This window comes from Mucilaginibacter gynuensis (assembly GCF_039541195.1).
In the GTDB taxonomy this organism is placed as follows: domain Bacteria; phylum Bacteroidota; class Bacteroidia; order Sphingobacteriales; family Sphingobacteriaceae; genus Mucilaginibacter; species Mucilaginibacter gynuensis.
Genome location: NZ_BAABFT010000017.1, coordinates 79,885 through 98,180, shown reverse-complemented (window position 1 = coordinate 98,180; position 18,296 = coordinate 79,885). Strand labels below are relative to the sequence as shown.

Genomic DNA, 18,296 nt, shown 5'->3' with positions numbered 1-18,296 from the left:
CACCCTGTATGGAACCGGAGGCAAGTGCCGTAATAAATAATTCGCTTAACTGTAAAGGTTGCGGGGCTATATTAAATTTTGCCCCGGGCACGCATAGCCTAAAATGCAACTATTGCGGGGTATCCAACGAAATAGAATCGGCACCGGATAGCAGGGAGATCATCACGCTGGACTATGAAGCGTTTATAGCCCAAAGTGAAAATTGCCGGCAGGATGCCGGGCTGAAGACCGTAAAGTGCAATAGTTGCGGCTCATCAACCGTGCTGGCCGCTAATGTTACGGCCGATAAATGCCCGTTCTGTACATCGCCGTTGGTGCTCGATCTATCTGCTGAAAAGCAATACGTTCGGCCGCATTATGTACTGCCATTTTTTGTTACTAAGGATGCCGCCATACAGTACTTTCAAAAATGGATGAAGGGCTTGTGGTTTGCTCCTAATGATCTGGTGAAGAAGGTAAGCGGTAATATGATGCCTTCATTGCAAGGTGTTTACATTCCGCATTGGGCTTTTGATGCCGATACCAATACCCGTTACGAAGGACAGCGCGGCGAACACTATTACGTAACCGAAACTTATACCGAAAACGTGAACGGGCGCAGTGAAACCCGTACCCGCCAAGTACGCCATACCCGCTGGTACTCGGCATCGGGCACCGTACAGTGCGATTTTCGGGATTTGGTAGTGCCGGCCAGCAAATCGTTACCAACAAAAACACTGAACAAGCTTGGCCCATGGGCCTTTAATATGCTGCTTAAGTTTGACGAACGCTACATCAGCGGTTTCCGTGCCGAAACCTATCAACTGGCACCTGAGGCCGGTTTTGATCAGGCGGTCATCATGATGCAGCCCGAAATAGAAAGCGCCATCCGTAACGACATTGGCGGCGATGAGCAGCGCATTGACGATACCGACAGCGATTATTTCAACAAAGGTATTAAATACCTCATGCTGCCGGTATGGGTAAGCTCATACACTTACAGCGGAAAGGTATACCAGTTCACCATCAACGCCAGCACCGGCGAGGTTATCGGCGAACGCCCGCTTAGCTGGATCAAGATCACCCTGACTGTTTTGTTGGTGATCATATTGCTGATCATTGGGTTTATGGTATTTGGAAATAAGTGATCAGGATTGCGATAAAAGCGTCTGTGTGATATGTAATATTGTCATCCTGAATATTTGTAAGGATGACAATATTATAAAAAAAACTTACGCTCCCTTCAGCTTATCTATCGCCCTGTTAGCGTTAATATCGGCTTGTTTAATTTTATAGGCCAGCCATTTATCTTTAAACAGGCGGCGCATGGTGTTATCCACACGGCGGGTTAGTAGTATGTTTTTCAATCCGCGGAGGCGTTCAATGGGTCTTTCGTTGAGCATACGCATACTTACCGAATAACCCTCGGTTGCGTATTTTATGTAGTGCCAGTAGCCCGATGGTATGTACAGCGTTTCGCCGGGTTGCAGCTCACATTCGTAACCGTTAAGGTATTTCAGGCCGGGGTGTTTATCATAATCGGGATTGTTAAGATTGGCCATGCCATGAAAGTTATATGGCAGCTTATACAACAGCGGGGACTGATCTAAGGGAAAAAGCCAGATCTTTTTCACGCCCTTAAACTGCGTTAAAAATATGTGCGACATATCAATATCGTAATGATAGCGCACGCTTGAGCCCTCGCCGCCAAAAAACATGTATGGCAGCCACGATACTATCTTACCGCCTGTTGGGTCGTTATAAACAAGGTCTTTCTTAAGTTCCGGATTGTGCTGTAGCAGGTTGAATAAAAACAACCTCAATTCGGCCGGGCCGGAAGCGATAATATCCAGGTATTCGCCAAAGGTAGCCTTCATTACCGGCGGACTGGTAACATGGTCGTTAAACTCGTCCTCACGGCCATAAAGGTTTACTTTATAGTCGCCCGCTATTTCTTTAAAATAATCGTACGTCCATTTATGGAGTGCCGGGCTGTCCTTAACAAATCCGGTTAGTATTACCGGTTTTTTAGGTTGAAGATGTTGTTTGTAAAATTCGTCTTTCTCAATAAGGCCAACACGGCTAATGGGCTTCAATAACATGAACCAAAAATAAAATAATTATATAATTACCATAAAGCTTTGCTACAACTATTGAGCGTACATGGCGGTAAGCGCCTGCATAAACCATGCCGAATGCGGGATCCATTGTTCGGTCCACCGCCATTCGTTGCCTTCGGCCTCTGTTTTATAATCTATACCGCTGCCATCAGGGTTGCCATCTTTACCGGTAATGCCGTTTGAAATACCGCCCCGTTCTGATCCATGGCCAAAGTTGGAGTGCATATAAGGCACATTATTCCTGCCGAATTTATACATAAAACAAGCCTGATAGGGGTTGCAGCCAAGTATCCAGGCTATCTGTTGTGAAGCGAAAACTTCCAGCGAATCTTTAACGGCTTTGTTGCCGGCATAAGCCACCTTCGCGCCCGCCAGCGCGGCGGTAGCCAATGAGCCTAAGCGCGCGTTTTCGCCCTGCCACCACCAGCCTGTTTCGTTCTCGTGCGGAATAAAAAAGCCGTCTTTAATTTTGCCTTTGTATTTAAATGTTTGCCGTGCATAACCAAAGGGATTGCTCACCTCGTTAGTTATCCTCAAATTATACGCCAGCGCTTTGCGAATAGTACTTAGTGCAGCTTCGCGATGTACAGCATCATTTTCCTTTTGCAAATAACGACACAAAGCAATTACCGGCATACCGGCATCGGATGCATGCCAAAACGGACGGCCTTTATCATCGGCCCTGAAATAACCTGCTTTAGTAATACGGGCATTAAGATTAGCGGCGCGTTTACGGGCTTCATTGCGGTAGGATACATTGTTGGTAGCGGCCCAAAGTTCGGTTGCGGCCATCAGGGCACAGTAATCGTCGATGATGTTTTCTTTACCATCGTCATCGTATTTTTTATTGTAGATGAGTAAATGGGCAAAGCCTTTTTTTGCTGCCGCGAGATATTGTGCCGAGGTATATTCGCCGTGCTTCTGCCAGCGCGATGCACGGGCCAGTGCCGCTATGGCCATACCACCACCCTCGCGAAAGGCGGCCTGGTATTGATTGGTGGTTACACTATTGGCCAGCAATCCAACTACCCGCCTCGCATGTGGGTCTTTATTAAAATAGCTGAACACGATCATGTAAAAATAGCCATCCTTTGATAGCGATCTTGCCAGGTAGTCGGCTCCCCAAAGCGCTTCGTTCTCTATAGAATCTTTTATTTTAAGCTGCCCGAGCAAACCGGGCATATTATCGCGGGCGTTAATGAGCGACCAGGTAACCAGCGGGATCTGCTGCGGCGACATGAAATTGGCATAGGCCAAATGCGAAAAGTACTTGCTTACATCGCCCGAGGCATCGCACCAGCCACCATGCAGATCAACCGTTTTGTTACTGCCGAATAAACGCACCTTTTTATCGGCTTCCAACTCGGCCGGGGTGTTGGCGCGTTGCTTATTATAATAATGCACTATGCTTGGCAGGGTGAGTTTGGCCAAAGCATTATCACCAATGGCAAAACTATCCGACTGGTATGTTTTATCATTAATGCTGATGGCTACATGGTAAGTGCCCGATTTATCGAACGTTGAAAAATCGGCCGAATAAAACACCTTACCCGGCAGCCATTCTTCTATCGCCTGCGGACCACTTAATACGCCTGTAAACACTTCCTCGCCAGTAGAATCATTCACCAAATGGAATACCGTTTTACGGGTAAGTTTTTCATCCATACCAACCAAAGCCATTTTGGGGCTGCGGTTGTTATAGGCAACCTGGTTAACATAAATATTGGGCTGGCCGCTGCAATATCCGCAGGCGAATAGAAACATCAGGCAGGCTAAAAGTAGTTTCATCATATTGCTGTAAGATAGGTTTAATGTTTACCCGCCGCCCAAAATATGGCATTGGTAAATAGTTTGGTGTAAGCCGTGTTGCTAAATAATTCGGGCGAATGCCCCATAAAAATATAGATGTTACGGGCCTTGTATTTAGGGTTGGTCCATACCACGGGATGATCGCCCATTTTAATATCTGTAGCAGGCTGATAGGTTGATTCATCAGCCGAGGCCAGCACCTGTACATTAGCCCGCGGACTTTTATCATAAGTGTACCATTCATCCTTATCTACTACAAATGCATGGGGCACACCTTTCATAACGGGGTGCGCGGGTTGCTCAACCTTTACCGTTGCCGATGCAAACGTGGCTATATAGTTTTTAAAACGGATACCGCCCATAAACTGATAGAACCACTGCCACATCTGCTGTCCGTCGAACTCTCCTAACAGACTGGCATGGTGAAAGCCTATCCACCCGCCGCGGCCTTTGTTAATGTATTTTATAAAGGCATCTTCAGCAGGTTTTCCCCAGCCATAAGGCGCGTAATCAATCTGAATAAATAGCCGGTAACGTTTCAGCAGGTCATCGGTAATTAATTTAGGATCTTGTATATAATCAACAGTAAAGTTGCTATCCGTAGCCAGCTTATCGAGCCATACCCTTGCCGCTTTTGAGTACGCAACATGATGCCCGCCGTTCTCGTAAATAGCCAGCACCTTAAACCGGGGTGTTTTTTGTTGCGCCCATACAATAGTTGTGCAAAATACAATGAGTAGCGTAAGTAAATAACGGGGAATGTTCTTCATTTATTTAGCAAGTTGACTATTGGTTTTTAAAAATACATATTATCGTTTAAAATGCTAATTGTTTAGCAATCAGTATATGCAATAAATAATTATAGGCATCGGCAGGTATAAAGCCTAAACTTTTTATCTGCTTGCTTGTAATAAAGGCATCAACCCATTAAACAGCAGGTATGGCTAAAAATTACAAATCAATATATAGCGCGCTGGCGGCCAACCTGCTTATAGCAGTAACCAAGTTTGTTGCAGGAGGCTTCAGCGGCAGTTCGTCCATGATATCTGAAGGAGTACACTCGCTGGTTGATACCATTAACCAGGTGCTGATATTGTATGGCCTTAAACGCAGCCGCAAACCGCCCGATGCAACCCACCCGTTTGGCTATGGTAAAGAGATCTATTTTTGGTCGTTCATTGTATCGATACTCATTTTTGGTTTGGGCGGCGGTATTTCTATTTACCAGGGTGTACACCATATAATGGAGCCCGAACCATTCGGCAACCCAACATGGAACTACGTGGTACTGGTGCTATCAATGATATTTGAGGGGAGTTCGCTCGTTATCGCCATAAAAGAATTTAACAAGGTTAGGGGCGACTTAAGCTGGTGGGATGCCATTGTAAAAAGCAAAGACCCAACCAGTTTTTTGGTACTGTTTGAAGATAGCGCCGCCGTAATTGGCCTGATGATCGTGTTGGTGTTTATGCTGATCGGTCATGGTTACAACCTCCCTTATATGGACGGGCTGGCATCGGTAATGGTGGGCTTGCTGCTGGTATTCGTATCGGCCATACTTGCCCGCGAAAGTCGCAGCTTGCTGATGGGCGAGGGTATAGCCCCCGAAACAAAGACCAAAATAAAGGCTATTGCCGAGCAGGATGGTTCGGTAATAAAAGTGCTTAATATCTTATCGAACTACCAATCGCCGGAGGAGGTTATACTGATGCTGATCGTAGCTTTTAAGCCCGACCTGGATACGGAAGACATTACCGATACCATCGACAGGCTGCGCAAACGCATTATGGACGAATACCAGCTTGTGCGCTTTGTGATCATACAGCCGCAAACCTATCCGCCAACGGGCGATACAGGTGTAAAAGCCAATGCCGAAAATATTAATTAGCCAGCACCATACGCTCCAGGGCGTCGATAAAGGTAGGTGAGTCGTTCAGGCTTTCTACCAGTTGCACCTCTTCGCCGCCTAAGTGTTTAAACTCGGCGCCGTACTCTTCGGTAACCTCAAAAACGGTTTCCAAACAATCGGCAACAAAGGCCGGGCAAAATACCAACAAGCGTTTTTTACCTTCTTTGGCCAGTTGCGCAATTACTTCGCTGGTGTAGGGCTGTACCCATGGGTCGCTGCCCAGGCGCGATTGAAAGCAAACGGTATAATCCTCTTTTGAAATGTTAAGTTCGGCCGCGATGAGCCTGGCTGTGTGGTATGATTGCGCCGAATAGCAAAACTTGTTTTTATCGGTAAGCGTTTGGCAGCAATCGTTCACTTTTAAACAGTGACTATGGGTATGATCGGCTTTAATAAGCTGCCTTTGCGGCAGGCCGTGAAAGCTGAACAGGATATGATCGTATTTTTCGGGCTGATATTTACGGCCGTTATCGGCAAAGGTTTTAATCATCAAATCATCATCGTGAAACGAGTTGATGAATGATATAGGCGGCGGGGTAGGCCAATCTTTAACCAGGCGCATTACCTTTTCATACACCGAACCTGTACTTGCCGAAGCGTATTGCGGAAACATCGGGATCACCTGTATACTATCCACCAGGGCAGCTTTCAGGTTATCAAGCGCCAGTTCTATCGATGGGTTTTGGTAGCGCATAGCCAGCTCAACCATGTAGCCATCGCCAAGGCGTTGTTGCAGGGCATCACGCTGTAATATGCTGTAGTGTTTTAATGGCGAACCGGTTTTATCATCCCAGATAGCCTTATATAATTTGGCCGATTTTGGCGCCCTGAAGGGTACAATAACCGCCTTAACCAAAAAGGTACGCAAAGCAGCATTTACGTCAATCACCCTCGGATCCATCAAAAACTCATCCAGATAACGGCGCACATCGCCTGTGCTCGGGCTATCCGGCGTACCTAAATTCACTAATAAAATTCCCTTTTTAGCCATAATATTTCGAGGCGCAAATGTAATAAAAAACCCCCTAACCCCCTGAAAGGGGAACTATTATTGCAAATTGATGATTAGCTTATGAATGCCGCCAATTACTTTATATTGCAAAACAGGTTTCCATTGAAATTATCGTTAGCCTGTGTGTCGTTTTAGGCTGATCTTAGGCAGGTTACAAATAACTATCAATATTATTCCGATCAAGCCCCCTTGAAGCGGGATGATTAGCAAGGGTGAAAAATTGCCCGCATTATCAGGCACTGCTTCACGCCCTATAGAAGTAGCTACGATAGTCAATAACTCAAACCACCAACCGAGACTCATTAAACCAGTTATAATTAAAATAAGATAAGCCTTGCTACGAAGCCGCTTTGCAAACAAGCACAAAGGGAGGATATAACCAGCCAATAACATTATCCAATAACTCCACCAGTATGGTCCGACTGCACGATTAATAATATTTATTGTATAATATTCTGCCGATGAAAAATAACCAATAAGGAATTCAATAACAGGAATGATGATATTGAGCGATGTATAGACCAATACTAACCAGCTGATTATAATAACCGGTCGCTTATAATCTAAATCTCTTTTTAACAGGATTCTCGCAACTATGATAATAAGTACGCTGAAAAAACTGCCTTTTATCAGGTTCATATCAATCAGATGTGCAAAACGATGTAATATCTCCATTAACGATATGTTTAGGTTGCTGTAAAAGTATCCCTTTTATTTACTGCTAACTTAGTAAACAGCCTATTTATTTGCTTGTGGCGGTGGCGTTTGCCACAGCTTCCACCATGGTGTACCCGGCGAATCGTGGTGTTCATAATGATAACCAAAAAAATAGCAGCTAAAAAAGGCCGCTACGTGGTTTCGGGATTGACTACGGGCGTGGTATTGATTATCGTGCTCACCTTTGTGTGGTAAATAAGTGCCAAAGTAAAACAGCTGCAAGGTGCTTAATAAAGATGGCGCTACCCAAAACAGCAGCAGGTTAGGCTGCGGAATCCATAGCTTTAGTACATTGAATACTATCGCCATAATTACTATTTGCCAAACAGACAGATAATTGCGGATAAACCTTACATACCAACTCCAAAAACCACCTTCATGATAATCCGGATCGACCTCGGTATGTACATGGCTGTGGTGTAAGTGGTGTTTGGTATACAGTTGCGGGTACCAAAATGAGGCATACAAAAAAGTACAGATATAACCTACCAAGTTATTAACCTTTCGGTTGGGTGCTATAGTACCGTGCATGGCATCGTGCGCGGTAATGAAAAGCCCTGTATACAGGTGCATCTGCAATAAAATAAAGAAATAAAGCAGCGGATTAGCAAAGTTCACCTGCCATTGCATCAGCAAAATAATGGACGTTAGCCAGCTGCCAATAACCAGCATGGCAACAAATAAACCGGTGTATGATGGTGCTTTTTGCATGAATATGCTATAGCGCAAATATCGTGCTGTTAAAATTGCTCAAGGGCTTCTTTCACATCTTTCATCAACCACATAGGGGTCGATGTAGCGCCTGCAATGCCCACGGTATCACCGGGATTAAACAGGATCTTATCCAGTTCATCAACTGCCGAAATGAAGTAGGTGCTCGGGTTATGCTTTTTGCATACCTCATACAACACCTTCCCGTTTGATGATTTACGGCCGGAGACGAACACGATCTTATCAAATTTGGTAGCAAAGGCAGGCAGATCCTTATCGCGGTTGGATACTTGCCGGCAAATAGTATCGTTCGCCTTTACTTCATACCCGCGCGACAGCAACTCATCCTTAATACCATAGAATTTCTCCATGCTTTTGGTGGTTTGGCTGTACAGGGTAAAACTTTGCGGCAACTCCACATTATCCAGCTCGGCAATATCCTGAAAAACCAGCGCCTCGTTATTGGTTTGCCCTTGCAGACCTATAACCTCGGCATGGCCATGTTTACCGAATATGAGGATCTTCTCCTTACTATCGAACGATGTTTTTATCCTGTTTTGCAGTTTAAGCACTACCGGGCACGAGGCATCAATCAGGGTGATGTTGTTCTCTAAAGCGGTGCGGTAAGTTTCCGGGGCTTCGCCATGGGCGCGGATGAGCACTTTTTCGTTATGCAGGTCGCCCAGTTCGGCGTGTTCAATAATGCGCAGACCTTTAGCTTTCAGGCGGGCAACCTCTTCATCATTGTGCACAATATCGCCAAGGCAATAAAGGTAGCCGTCTTGCTCCAGTATTTCTTCGGCCATGTCAATAGCAAACACTACCCCAAAGCAAAAGCCCGAATCCTGGTCAATGGTAACCTTTAAATTATACTCTCCCATGATGATGCAAATTTACAGCAAAAACATTTAACAATTATAATAAACCATTTGTGTTATGCCGATTGATTACATGGCTTTTACATCTGCCGGAAATTCGTAATTTTATCAGATAACGATCTAAACCTATAACTGCTGGATACCTTAAAATATATCTTAAAAAACACAGTAGTTTACTTGCTCCTGTGTGTGGCAACCTTTTTAATGCTGCTGGGGATTGTACGCTATTGTCCTATGCAAAACAACATCGGTTTTTTGCAGTTTAAACAGGCATACTTACATATCCTGCCCTGGAAAATCGCTTTTTAAACGCATGTATTCACCATCATATTCACATTGCTGGCAGGCTTCACGCAGTTCTCGGCCTATATTTTAAAACACCATTGCCAATTACACCGTGTAATAGGGAAGATATACGTTTACGATATTTTTATAAACTTCCCCGTAGGCTTATTGATGGGTATTTACGCCAACGGATTATTACCCTCAAAAACAGCTTTTGTTATTTTAGATTGCCTGTGGTTTTGGTTCACTTATAAAGCGGTAATAGAAGTTAAGAAAGGCAATATTACAGCACATAAGCAATACATGATCAGGAGTTACGCGCTTACCCTATCTGCCGTTACCCTACGCTGCTGGAAAATTGTTATTTTAAGTATTACCTATGTTGATCCGCTGCATCTTTACATGATAGATGCCTGGCTGGGTTTTGTGCCTAATTTATTATTTGCCGAATGGCTTATCGGGAGAAAAAAACGGCACTATCGCTCAATCCGGAAATTGTATAATATCACAAAATAAAAAGCGGTAAGAATTATGGCCAAACTGCCCATAAAAACAAGCGCGCTAAATAGTCCGGGATATTTACTCCCGTTACTTTTCAATTTTTTATTAGCGAAAACAGTAATAAAAGTGGAGGCTATAATGGCAATAAGAAATGGCAGTACAGTTATAAGTAAATAGAACATGTCGCTTATGATTTAGGTACAGGGCTTGTGGATATGATAATAATGCAAGATAATTGTTTTTTGAGAGGATAGTACCTACACCCAACGCAAAACAATAAAAAACACAAACTGCGCGATCAATAAAGCTAAACCGACAAACCCCTGCTTTTTAAAGAGGAACAGCTCAAATACAGCCAACATTAGCGCGCTTACTAAAAACCAGCAGATATAATTTTTGAGAGGAATACCGGCCGATTGCCACTGCCAGTAATCAAACAGGATAGCTACAGGCTCAATCAAATAATCCAGCAGCACCAATACAACCGCGCCAAGAGCAATACGAACTACAGGTTGTTTGATGCCCGAATGTTGCAATACTGTTCCGGCAGCATAAATCAACAACAACCAGTTTACGCCGATCATCAGCGGGATATCAAATACTTTTGTGCCCAGCGTTTTACCGTAGGCATAACTGCCAAACAGCAGGCCTGTATGTACGCCTATCCATTCGGCAGTAAAACCGGCTATGAAAATGAGCAGGGCGAATAACAAAAACTTCCCGCTAAAACTCTCATGACTGTATAGCAGCACGGCCAGCATCAACAGCAAATGAAACGGCACCAGCTGTAAAAACAAGGGCACCAGGGCAGGTATGGCAAAGCCGATCAATCCCACAAAGTGGAACAATGCCACAATGATGATCAGTATCCTATTGCTTACCATGCGTTGCCCGTTCATATCCGCCTGCCTTTCCATACGGTGGTTTTGGTAAGGTATTGTTGAATAGAGGTAAATGCTATGACGGCAAGGTTAAGCATCTGCACAGGGTGCAGCAGTACATTTACTAAGGCATTTTGCCCGGCCAGCAGCGATATCATGATGCGGGTAAGTACAATGAGGCCTATCATCATAAACATCAACTGGAAATTTAAGGCCATAATTACAATAAGCGGACCACCCACCAACAGCGTTATGTACAGCAAAAATCCCGGTATGCTATAGTTGAAAGCTGCCAAAAAATTCTTCCCGAAACCGTTGATCGCCTCGTGCCTGCTTTTATACATCCGGCAACTGATCATCCCGTTGGCTAACAAAGCTTCGCCATTATATTTTTGCGCCTTTACACAGCGCATTATCTCCACATCTTCCACCACCTTATTACGCACTGTTTTATGCCATTCGTGCCTGCGGTAAACTTCGGCATCAAACAGCATAAACTGCCCGCTGGCTGCCGCTACAGATGGCGTTTTTAGCAAGTACACCAGGCGCAAAGGCAGCAGGTTTAACAAAATATAATGCATCAGCGGCACTACCGCTTTTTCGCCGGGACTAAGCATGGTTTGATTGGTGAACAGGCTTAGCAAAGCCAGTTTGTTTAGTTTCATGCGGTGCAGCGCGCTGTTGATGAGCTGCCGGTTAACCTGTTCATCGGCATCTAAAAATAAAAAGTATTCGCCCCGGGCTTGTTTGGCCAATTGATGGCAGGCGAAGTTTTTGCCCAGCCAGTCGTCGCTTAATTTTTTGCCTTTTATTACCCTGAACCGGGGGTTGGTCGCCACGAAATCGCTGCATACCCGGTAAGTATCATCGGTAGAGTTATCGTCGAGGATGAGCACTTCGTAATTCGGATAATCCTGCCCGGCGATAGATTGCAGGAGCGTTAAAATATTGTCCTGCTCGTTGCGCGCGGGGACGAGTATGGACACCAGTGCGTTGTACTGGTGCGCTATATGCGGGAGTTTTGGGTTCGACAGGAAATTGAACAGGGTTACAGCAAAGCGCAAAATGACAAAAAAAAGCGTTACGTATATGGCTATGATCACGTTATAAAACTATTTGTGTTTGCTGCTGCCTTGCCGCATCGTAATGCTGCCGGTAGGCCTGCTGTAAATTGCCGATAGTTGCAAATTCGCTATCGCTGTTACTAATGTAAACGTTTGCTGTTGGTTTTTTATGTTGCAGGTGCTCTATAAAAGTTGCGGCAAATACCAGGCTGAAGTTTTTACCCGCCCGCTGCATAATACGGAACACCCCTTTCTCAAAAATAACATTATCCGAAAAGTTGGAGTACAGTTTACCCTGCGGAAATATGAGCACCAAATTTTGCGGATCGTTCAGTAAACCAGCCGCATAATCCAGCGAAGCCACAACATCTTTTGAGTTTTTGGATACCGAAAAGCCGCCCACATATTTAAAAAAGGAAACCTTGCGCGAGGTTTCTTCCAGTATCATTACAAGGAAACGTTTTTTGAACAGCCGGGTATTGATGTAATACATAATAAAACCATCCCACCAGCTAAAATGATTGGCTATCAGCAGCACGGCCTTATCATTGGCCACCTCAACCGTATTATAATTTACGGCAGCAAAGCTTTTAACCACCAGCCTGTTAATATAGCGGTGGAAAAACCAGTGGATGAGGGAGTTGTTCTTTGCGGGTATCATGCAGTGCCGGTTGGTGAGGCCATAAGGGCAATATTAACAATTACAGGCTAAAGCGGTAAATAATCGCCGGTATTTATTTGCAGGATGCCAACTTTAGCTTAACTTTATAAAAAAGGATTGCAGCGTAATGAAAGTAACCTATAGTAAATTTATGGCCTGTGCGTTAGCGGTAGCAGAAATAGGCTTACTGGCAGCATACAGTTATAGTTATCGGAAAGACCTTACCGCGCATACCTGGACACCATACGTAGCCGGTTTTATAATGGCGGGCATATTGTTAACCATCATTTACCGTAACGTAGTGCCTGCTTTTAAAAATGCGGTAGCATTAGAGATGAATGAACATCAGTTGATCAATAATACCGATAACCGCACTTTAGATTGGACTGAAATTAAGAAGATCCATTTGTTTGACTCGGGCGTGATTTCTATAGAACTGCATGATGCCGAAGCTTTAAGACCCGTTACCATGCTGGGTTATTTACCTTATGGCTTATCAAAACTAATGTACCGTAGTCCGCTGGTGATAGGTACACGCATGTTAAACAATAAGGCTACCGTAATACACGAAACCATGCTGCAATACTGGAACGCTGCCAACCTGCACCGTAACGTCATTTGCCCCCGGTAGTTAAACTGTTATTAGCTTTAATATCTTTTCGGTAGCGCCTTTTTGCTCATCTACATACCGCTTTGCCGTAGCGCTGCTTTGCTCATAAAAGGCAGCATCATCTGTAAGCCTTTTCGCAGTAGCTATTAACTCTGTTTCGTTACTGATGCTGAACCCGCCCCTCAAGGCTATCAGATCGCAAGCCTCTTTAAAATTTTGATAATTAGTACCGAATATTACCGGCAGGCCAAAAGCCGCGGCTTCCAACGTGTTGTGTATCCCCGCGCCAAAGCCCCCGCCAATGTAGGCAATGCGCCCATATTGATAGAGTGACGAAAGCATGCCGATATTATCGATAATAAGAATGTCGTGTTGCTGGCTGTAGGTATCCACCTGCTTTACCAGTTCCGAATGACTGATGGCCGTGCCCTGTGGCAACACGCTCAATAAACGGCTTATCTTTTCTTCGCCGATTTCATGTGGTGCTATTACAAATTTCCAATCGGGGTAGGCGGCTACCAGTACGGCCAATAACTTTTCATCCTCGGGCCAGGTACTGCCGCAAACAAATGCATTTTTACCGTTAATAAAGTTTTTGATTACCGGCAGATCGCGTGGCGACTGCGCGTTGGCCCACACCCTGTCGAACCGGGTATCGCCGCTTACGGTAGTATTGGTTATGCTGATGGCTTGCAGTAATTGTGTTGAGCGTTCATCCTGCAAAAAAAAATGGCTCACAAAAGTTAACATCTTACGGTGCAGCCCGCCATACCATTTAAAAAACACCTGTTTCGGCCTGAATATGCCCGATACGATATACAACGGAATATTCCGCTGATGCAGCGCTTTAAAATAGTGGTACCAGTATTCGTACTTGGTAAATACAGCGAGCGTGGGCTGTATGGCATCTATAAAATTACGGGCGTTAGCGGGGGTATCTAAGGGCAAATAATAAACGGCATCGGCAAGGGGCGTATTCTTCCTTATTTCGTAGCCTGATGGTGAAAAGAACGTGACTACTATTTTTCGGCCGGGGTGCTGCTCGCGCATCTTCTCCAGCACAGGGCGGCCCTGCTCAAATTCGCCCAGCGAAGCGAAGTGAAACCATATACTATCCTGGCAACGTATAACGGTTTGGTTCTTGCGGCCTGTTATCCATAGCTTTGCTTTTTTATTGAAAAACGAAGCGATATAAACAGCAAGATAATATAACCTGACCCCTAAATTATATAGTAACATCATTTAATAAACGAATTATTATATTCGTAGGGGATAAAAGTAAGAACATTAATTTTATAAAACATCTGCGAAAATAATAGCTGTTAAACGGCGGGTTTTACAGGGATACGAGAGGGTGATATTAACAGGTATTAGTGTATAACATCTAAAATAAAAATACCAATATGTCAAGAAAGCGTATACTGATCACCGGGGCCGCAGGCTTCTTAGGGTCGCACCTGTGCGACAGGTTTATCAAAGAAGATTACCATGTAATTGGTATGGACAACCTGATAACAGGCGACCTGCGTAACATTGAGCACCTGTTTAAACTGGAAAATTTCGAGTTTTATAACCACGATGTATCCAGCTTTGTACACGTACCCGGCGATCTGCACTATATCCTGCATTTCGCATCACCGGCCAGTCCGATCGATTACCTGAAGATCCCTATCCAAACCTTGAAAGTAGGTTCATTAGGTACGCATAACCTGCTTGGCTTGGCCAAGGTGAAAGGCGCACGAATGCTGATCGCTTCTACCTCAGAAGTATATGGCGACCCAAACATCAACCCACAACCCGAAGAATACTGGGGTAACGTAAACCCTGTTGGTCCGCGTGGTGTATATGACGAAGCCAAGCGTTTCCAGGAAGCTATTACGATGGCTTACCATACCTTCCATGGATTGGAAACCCGCATTATCCGGATCTTTAATACTTATGGCCCAAGAATGCGACTGAATGACGGCCGTGTATTGCCTGCATTCATCGGTCAGGCTTTGAGAGGCGAATCATTAACCATGTTTGGTGATGGTTCCCAAACCCGTTCATTTTGTTATGTAGATGATTTGGTTGAAGGTATTTACCGCTTGTTATTCAGCGATTATGCCCAGCCGATGAACATTGGTAACCCCGATGAGATAACGATAAGACAATTTGGAGAAGAAATTATAAAATTGACCGGTACTGACCAAAAATTAGTAAGTTTGCCGCTCCCGGTTGATGATCCAAAACAGCGCCGTCCGGATATAACCAAAGCCAAAGCCATACTGGGCTGGGAGCCGAAGGTGTCGCGTAGCGAAGGTTTAAAGATCACATTGGATTATTTTAAATCCTTACCCGAGAAAGAAATACGACACAAGGATTTCACTTACTATAATAAATAATTTAATGGCAAAAATATTAGTAACCGGCGGCTTAGGTTTCATAGGCTCGCACACGGTGGTTGAACTGGTAAACTCGGGCTATGAACCTGTAATTGTTGACGACCTTTCAAACTCTAACCCTAAAATTTTAGATCAGCTAACCAAGATCATCGGTTACAAACCGGTTTTTCACCAGGTTGACCTTTGCGACGAGAAAGCCGTAGCAAACCTGGTAGCTACCGAAAACGACATTGCCGGCATTATCCACTTCGCGGCTTTTAAAGCTGTGGGCGAATCGGTTAAACTGCCATTAAAATACTACCGCAACAACTTTTACTCGCTTATTAACCTGCTTAACGGTTATTATGGCAAGCCTTTAAACTTCGTATTTTCTTCAAGCTGCACCGTGTACGGTCAGCCGGAAATATTGCCTGTTACTGAAGATGCACCGGTGCAACCGGCACAGTCGCCTTACGGTAATACCAAACAGGTAGCCGAAGAAATACTGACCGACATGGTAGCTTCGGGTACCGATTACAAAGTGATCTCCCTGCGTTACTTTAACCCGGTTGGCGCGCACGAAAGCGCCCTGATAGGCGAATTGCCAATTGGCGTACCGCAAAACCTGGTGCCTTTCATTACGCAAACGGCCATAGGCAAACGCGAAAAACTGACCGTTTTCGGTGACAAATATGATACCCCTGACGGCAGCTGCGTACGCGATTATATCCACGTGGTTGATTTGGCCAAGGCGCACGTATCGGCACTTAAACTGATGGAGCAGGAAAGCTTTAAAGGTTACGATGTGTTTAACCTGGGCACAGGCACAGGCAGTACCGTTTTACAGGTGATCGCCGCTTTTGAGCAGGCCACCGGTGTAAAACTGAACTACGAAATTGGTCCGCCGCGCGAAGGCGATGTGGAGAAAGTTTGGGGCAACGTTACCAAATCAACCGAAAAGTTGGGCTGGAAAACCGAGCTTGAACTGGATGCCATGATGTCATCGGCATGGGCATGGGAAAAATACATTTCTCAAAATCCGCTATAAAAACTATTAGCCGGTAATATTGGTTATATTACCGGCTAATAAATAATATAAGGCGCCTACAAAATTGCCGCGCGCCATACCACTATGTTTGATTTTTTCAGGAAACCGAAGGTTGCCGCGTTTAATTATGAAACGGTGGCGGTTGATATGCACTCGCATGTTTTGCCGGGTATTGATGATGGTGCCCCAACCCCTGAAGATTCGATAATACTGATCCGTAAGATGATGAGTCTTGGTATCAGCAAAATAATCGCTACGCCGCACATCATGGCCGATTATTACCGCAACACGCCCGAAACTATCAATAACGCTTTACAGCTATTGAAGGCGGCCCTGGTAAAAGAGCAGATCAACATCCCCATATCTGCCGCTGCCGAACATTACTTCGACGAAAATTTTGAACAAGCCATAAATGAAGGCCGTGCAATGACAATGGGCGACAAATATGTGCTGTTCGAACTGTCGTTTTTAAGTATGCCCGGTAATATTTTAGAAATGATCCGCCGCATGCGCGAAGTGGGGTACAGACCAATACTGGCTCACCCCGAGCGTTACCTGTACATGAGCGTTGATCAACTCAAACGCATCCACGATGAAGGCTGCGACCTGCAGCTTAACACCATATCGCTCACGGGGTACTTCGGCAAAGCCTCAAAAAAAATAGCCGAAGAATTGATAGACCGCCAGATGGTCGATTTTATATCCAGCGACATGCACCACCCGCGCCACGCCACCGCTTTTGAAGAGGCGCTGCGTATGCCGTACCTTGAAAAGGTATTGTTTGATTATCCATTGAAGAATAAGTTATTATTATAAGCGGCCTAATTACTCCGCGGTTACTCTTTTAACGTATTCCGTTTTGCCCATCTTCTTATCAGCCAGTAAACAATTACAACGGCTAACCATAATGGCCATAATGCTATAATACCGAAAAGAATGCTTTCGATAGTGCCAACACCGTTGCCCAATGCCTTTTGCAATTTATACACAAAGCCATTTCCGCTGGCTACCTGCTCTGCTTGCTTGGTGTAAAATGTGATGGAAAGCGAACTGTAAGCAACTTGTTTATTTAAATAGTTCAGTTGGCTTTGGGTCGATTCAATATCGCTACGGATCTCAGTAAGCTTGTTTTCAATCTCCAGCAGGTCGCTTATTTTAGTGGCTTTCTTCAAAAGATCGAGGTAGCGCGCCTCTAACAGCTTCTTATTATCGAGTCTTGTTTTATTATCAATGTATTGCGTAGTAACATCTGTAGCGCGGATACTGCGACTGTCAATTTTAACGGCTGTAGCCGATACATTGCTTACAAAACCATCGAAATTAGCGGCCGGGATACGGATATCTAAAGTATACTCTTTACGATTTTCGTCACCATCGGTTGTTTCGCTGTCGTTATCAACGTAGCCACCCATCTTTTTTAGCGAAGCGAGAATCTCTTTACGGGTGTCTGCTACATTACCGGTTTCAAATCTAATAACACCTTCTTTTATAATTTTCTTGTCGGTATTACTTGCTGTTGAAGTGTTACCGGCCATCGGTTTAGCTGCATCGCTTGCCGATTCTTCACTGCTTATATCATCTGCTGACTCTCCATTATCAGGTACAACCACAGGCGGCACGAATCTTTTAGCCGAATTACCAGCTTCTTTCTGCAATACTATTTCGGCTTCGGCAGCATTAGTCTTTTTTTCATTACCACAAGCACCCAAAGTGAGTATCAGTGGCATTATCAATAGTAACCTTTTCAT

Annotated in this window: 18 protein-coding genes and 1 pseudogene; 7 read left to right on the top strand and 12 right to left on the bottom strand. The window is 44.7% G+C overall.

Annotated features, from left to right (window positions below; translation table 11 throughout):
- Window positions 1–8 precede the first annotated feature (8 nt).
- Entirely contained in the window at window positions 9–1,127 is a 1,119-nt protein-coding gene (locus ABD894_RS23440) for a zinc finger domain-containing protein (protein ID WP_345213520.1), read from the top strand.
- An 84-nt stretch (window positions 1,128–1,211) separates the two neighbouring features.
- On the opposite strand, the gene ABD894_RS23435 is transcribed toward ABD894_RS23440, so the two are convergent.
- Genes ABD894_RS23435 through ABD894_RS23425 form a run of 3 tightly spaced genes read right to left on the bottom strand, consistent with a single transcriptional unit; the run spans window position 1,212 to window position 4,678 of the window.
- On the bottom strand, window positions 1,212–2,081 hold the full coding sequence (locus ABD894_RS23435) for a cupin-like domain-containing protein (protein ID WP_345213519.1): 870 nt from the start codon (window positions 2,079–2,081) through the stop codon (window positions 1,212–1,214).
- 48 nt (window positions 2,082–2,129) lie between these two features.
- The gene (locus ABD894_RS23430; protein ID WP_345213518.1) at window positions 2,130–3,890 is read right to left on the bottom strand and encodes a glycoside hydrolase family 9 protein; all 1,761 of its coding nucleotides are present in this window, start codon (window positions 3,888–3,890) and stop codon (window positions 2,130–2,132) included.
- A gap of 17 nt (window positions 3,891–3,907) precedes the next feature.
- On the bottom strand, window positions 3,908–4,678 hold the full coding sequence (locus tag ABD894_RS23425; RefSeq protein WP_345213517.1) for a ThuA domain-containing protein: 771 nt from the start codon (window positions 4,676–4,678) through the stop codon (window positions 3,908–3,910).
- A gap of 170 nt (window positions 4,679–4,848) precedes the next feature.
- Between ABD894_RS23425 and ABD894_RS23420 the strand changes: the two genes are divergently transcribed.
- Window positions 4,849–5,796, top strand: a complete 948-nt coding sequence (locus tag ABD894_RS23420) for a cation diffusion facilitator family transporter (RefSeq protein ID WP_345213516.1) — start codon at window positions 4,849–4,851, stop codon at window positions 5,794–5,796.
- On the opposite strand, the gene hemH is transcribed toward ABD894_RS23420, so the two are convergent.
- The 4 genes from hemH to ABD894_RS23400 all read right to left on the bottom strand — a co-directional run bounded on the left by hemH (window position 5,789) and on the right by ABD894_RS23400 (window position 9,138).
- Entirely contained in the window at window positions 5,789–6,808 is a 1,020-nt protein-coding gene (gene hemH, locus ABD894_RS23415; RefSeq protein ID WP_345213515.1) for a ferrochelatase, read from the bottom strand. The genes ABD894_RS23420 and hemH overlap by 8 nt on opposite strands.
- Window positions 6,809–6,943: 135 nt before the next feature.
- Complete coding sequence (locus ABD894_RS23410; protein ID WP_345213514.1) at window positions 6,944–7,504, bottom strand: hypothetical protein; 561 nt, start codon at window positions 7,502–7,504, stop codon at window positions 6,944–6,946.
- A gap of 63 nt (window positions 7,505–7,567) precedes the next feature.
- Complete coding sequence (locus tag ABD894_RS23405; RefSeq protein WP_345213513.1) at window positions 7,568–8,257, bottom strand: fatty acid desaturase; 690 nt, start codon at window positions 8,255–8,257, stop codon at window positions 7,568–7,570.
- A gap of 29 nt (window positions 8,258–8,286) precedes the next feature.
- Entirely contained in the window at window positions 8,287–9,138 is an 852-nt protein-coding gene (locus tag ABD894_RS23400) for a 4-hydroxy-3-methylbut-2-enyl diphosphate reductase (protein ID WP_345213512.1), read from the bottom strand.
- Window positions 9,139–9,456: 318 nt separating this feature from the next.
- Here ABD894_RS23400 and ABD894_RS23395 point away from each other — a divergent pair.
- Window positions 9,457–9,936 (top strand): annotated as a pseudogene (locus ABD894_RS23395) (DUF2306 domain-containing protein); the annotation flags it as partial.
- A 242-nt stretch (window positions 9,937–10,178) separates the two neighbouring features.
- Here ABD894_RS23395 and ABD894_RS23390 read toward each other — a convergent pair.
- Genes ABD894_RS23390 through ABD894_RS23380 form a run of 3 tightly spaced genes read right to left on the bottom strand, consistent with a single transcriptional unit; the run spans window position 10,179 to window position 12,527 of the window.
- Window positions 10,179–10,838, bottom strand: a complete 660-nt coding sequence (locus ABD894_RS23390) for a carotenoid biosynthesis protein (RefSeq protein WP_345213511.1) — start codon at window positions 10,836–10,838, stop codon at window positions 10,179–10,181.
- Complete coding sequence (locus ABD894_RS23385; protein WP_345213510.1) at window positions 10,817–11,905, bottom strand: glycosyltransferase family 2 protein; 1,089 nt, start codon at window positions 11,903–11,905, stop codon at window positions 10,817–10,819. Before ABD894_RS23385 ends, ABD894_RS23390 begins: the two co-directional genes overlap by 22 nt.
- A gap of 1 nt (window position 11,906) precedes the next feature.
- On the bottom strand, window positions 11,907–12,527 hold the full coding sequence (locus ABD894_RS23380; protein WP_345213509.1) for a lysophospholipid acyltransferase family protein: 621 nt from the start codon (window positions 12,525–12,527) through the stop codon (window positions 11,907–11,909).
- A 127-nt stretch (window positions 12,528–12,654) separates the two neighbouring features.
- Between ABD894_RS23380 and ABD894_RS23375 the strand changes: the two genes are divergently transcribed.
- Window positions 12,655–13,158, top strand: coding sequence for a hypothetical protein (locus ABD894_RS23375; protein WP_345213508.1), 504 nt, complete (start codon window positions 12,655–12,657; stop codon window positions 13,156–13,158).
- Here ABD894_RS23375 and ABD894_RS23370 read toward each other — a convergent pair whose 3' ends face one another.
- Entirely contained in the window at window positions 13,159–14,379 is a 1,221-nt protein-coding gene (locus ABD894_RS23370) for a 3-deoxy-D-manno-octulosonic acid transferase (RefSeq protein ID WP_345213507.1), read from the bottom strand.
- Between the two features lie 161 nt (window positions 14,380–14,540).
- On the opposite strand from ABD894_RS23370, the gene ABD894_RS23365 reads away from it, so the two are divergent.
- The 3 genes from ABD894_RS23365 (at window position 14,541) to ABD894_RS23355 (ending at window position 17,364) form a co-directional block, all read left to right on the top strand.
- Window positions 14,541–15,521 (top strand): UDP-glucuronic acid decarboxylase family protein, encoded by a 981-nt coding sequence (locus tag ABD894_RS23365; protein ID WP_345213506.1) that lies wholly within the window; start codon window positions 14,541–14,543, stop codon window positions 15,519–15,521.
- Between the two features lie 4 nt (window positions 15,522–15,525).
- The gene (galE, locus tag ABD894_RS23360) at window positions 15,526–16,548 is read left to right on the top strand and encodes a UDP-glucose 4-epimerase GalE (protein ID WP_345213505.1); all 1,023 of its coding nucleotides are present in this window, start codon (window positions 15,526–15,528) and stop codon (window positions 16,546–16,548) included.
- Window positions 16,549–16,632: 84 nt separating this feature from the next.
- Window positions 16,633–17,364: a tyrosine-protein phosphatase gene (locus ABD894_RS23355; RefSeq protein ID WP_345213504.1), complete on the top strand. Its 732-nt coding sequence runs from the start codon at window positions 16,633–16,635 to the stop codon at window positions 17,362–17,364.
- Between the two features lie 20 nt (window positions 17,365–17,384).
- Here the strand turns inward: ABD894_RS23355 and ABD894_RS23350 are convergent, their stop codons facing one another.
- The gene (locus ABD894_RS23350; RefSeq protein ID WP_345213503.1) at window positions 17,385–18,296 is read right to left on the bottom strand and encodes a DUF4349 domain-containing protein; all 912 of its coding nucleotides are present in this window, start codon (window positions 18,294–18,296) and stop codon (window positions 17,385–17,387) included.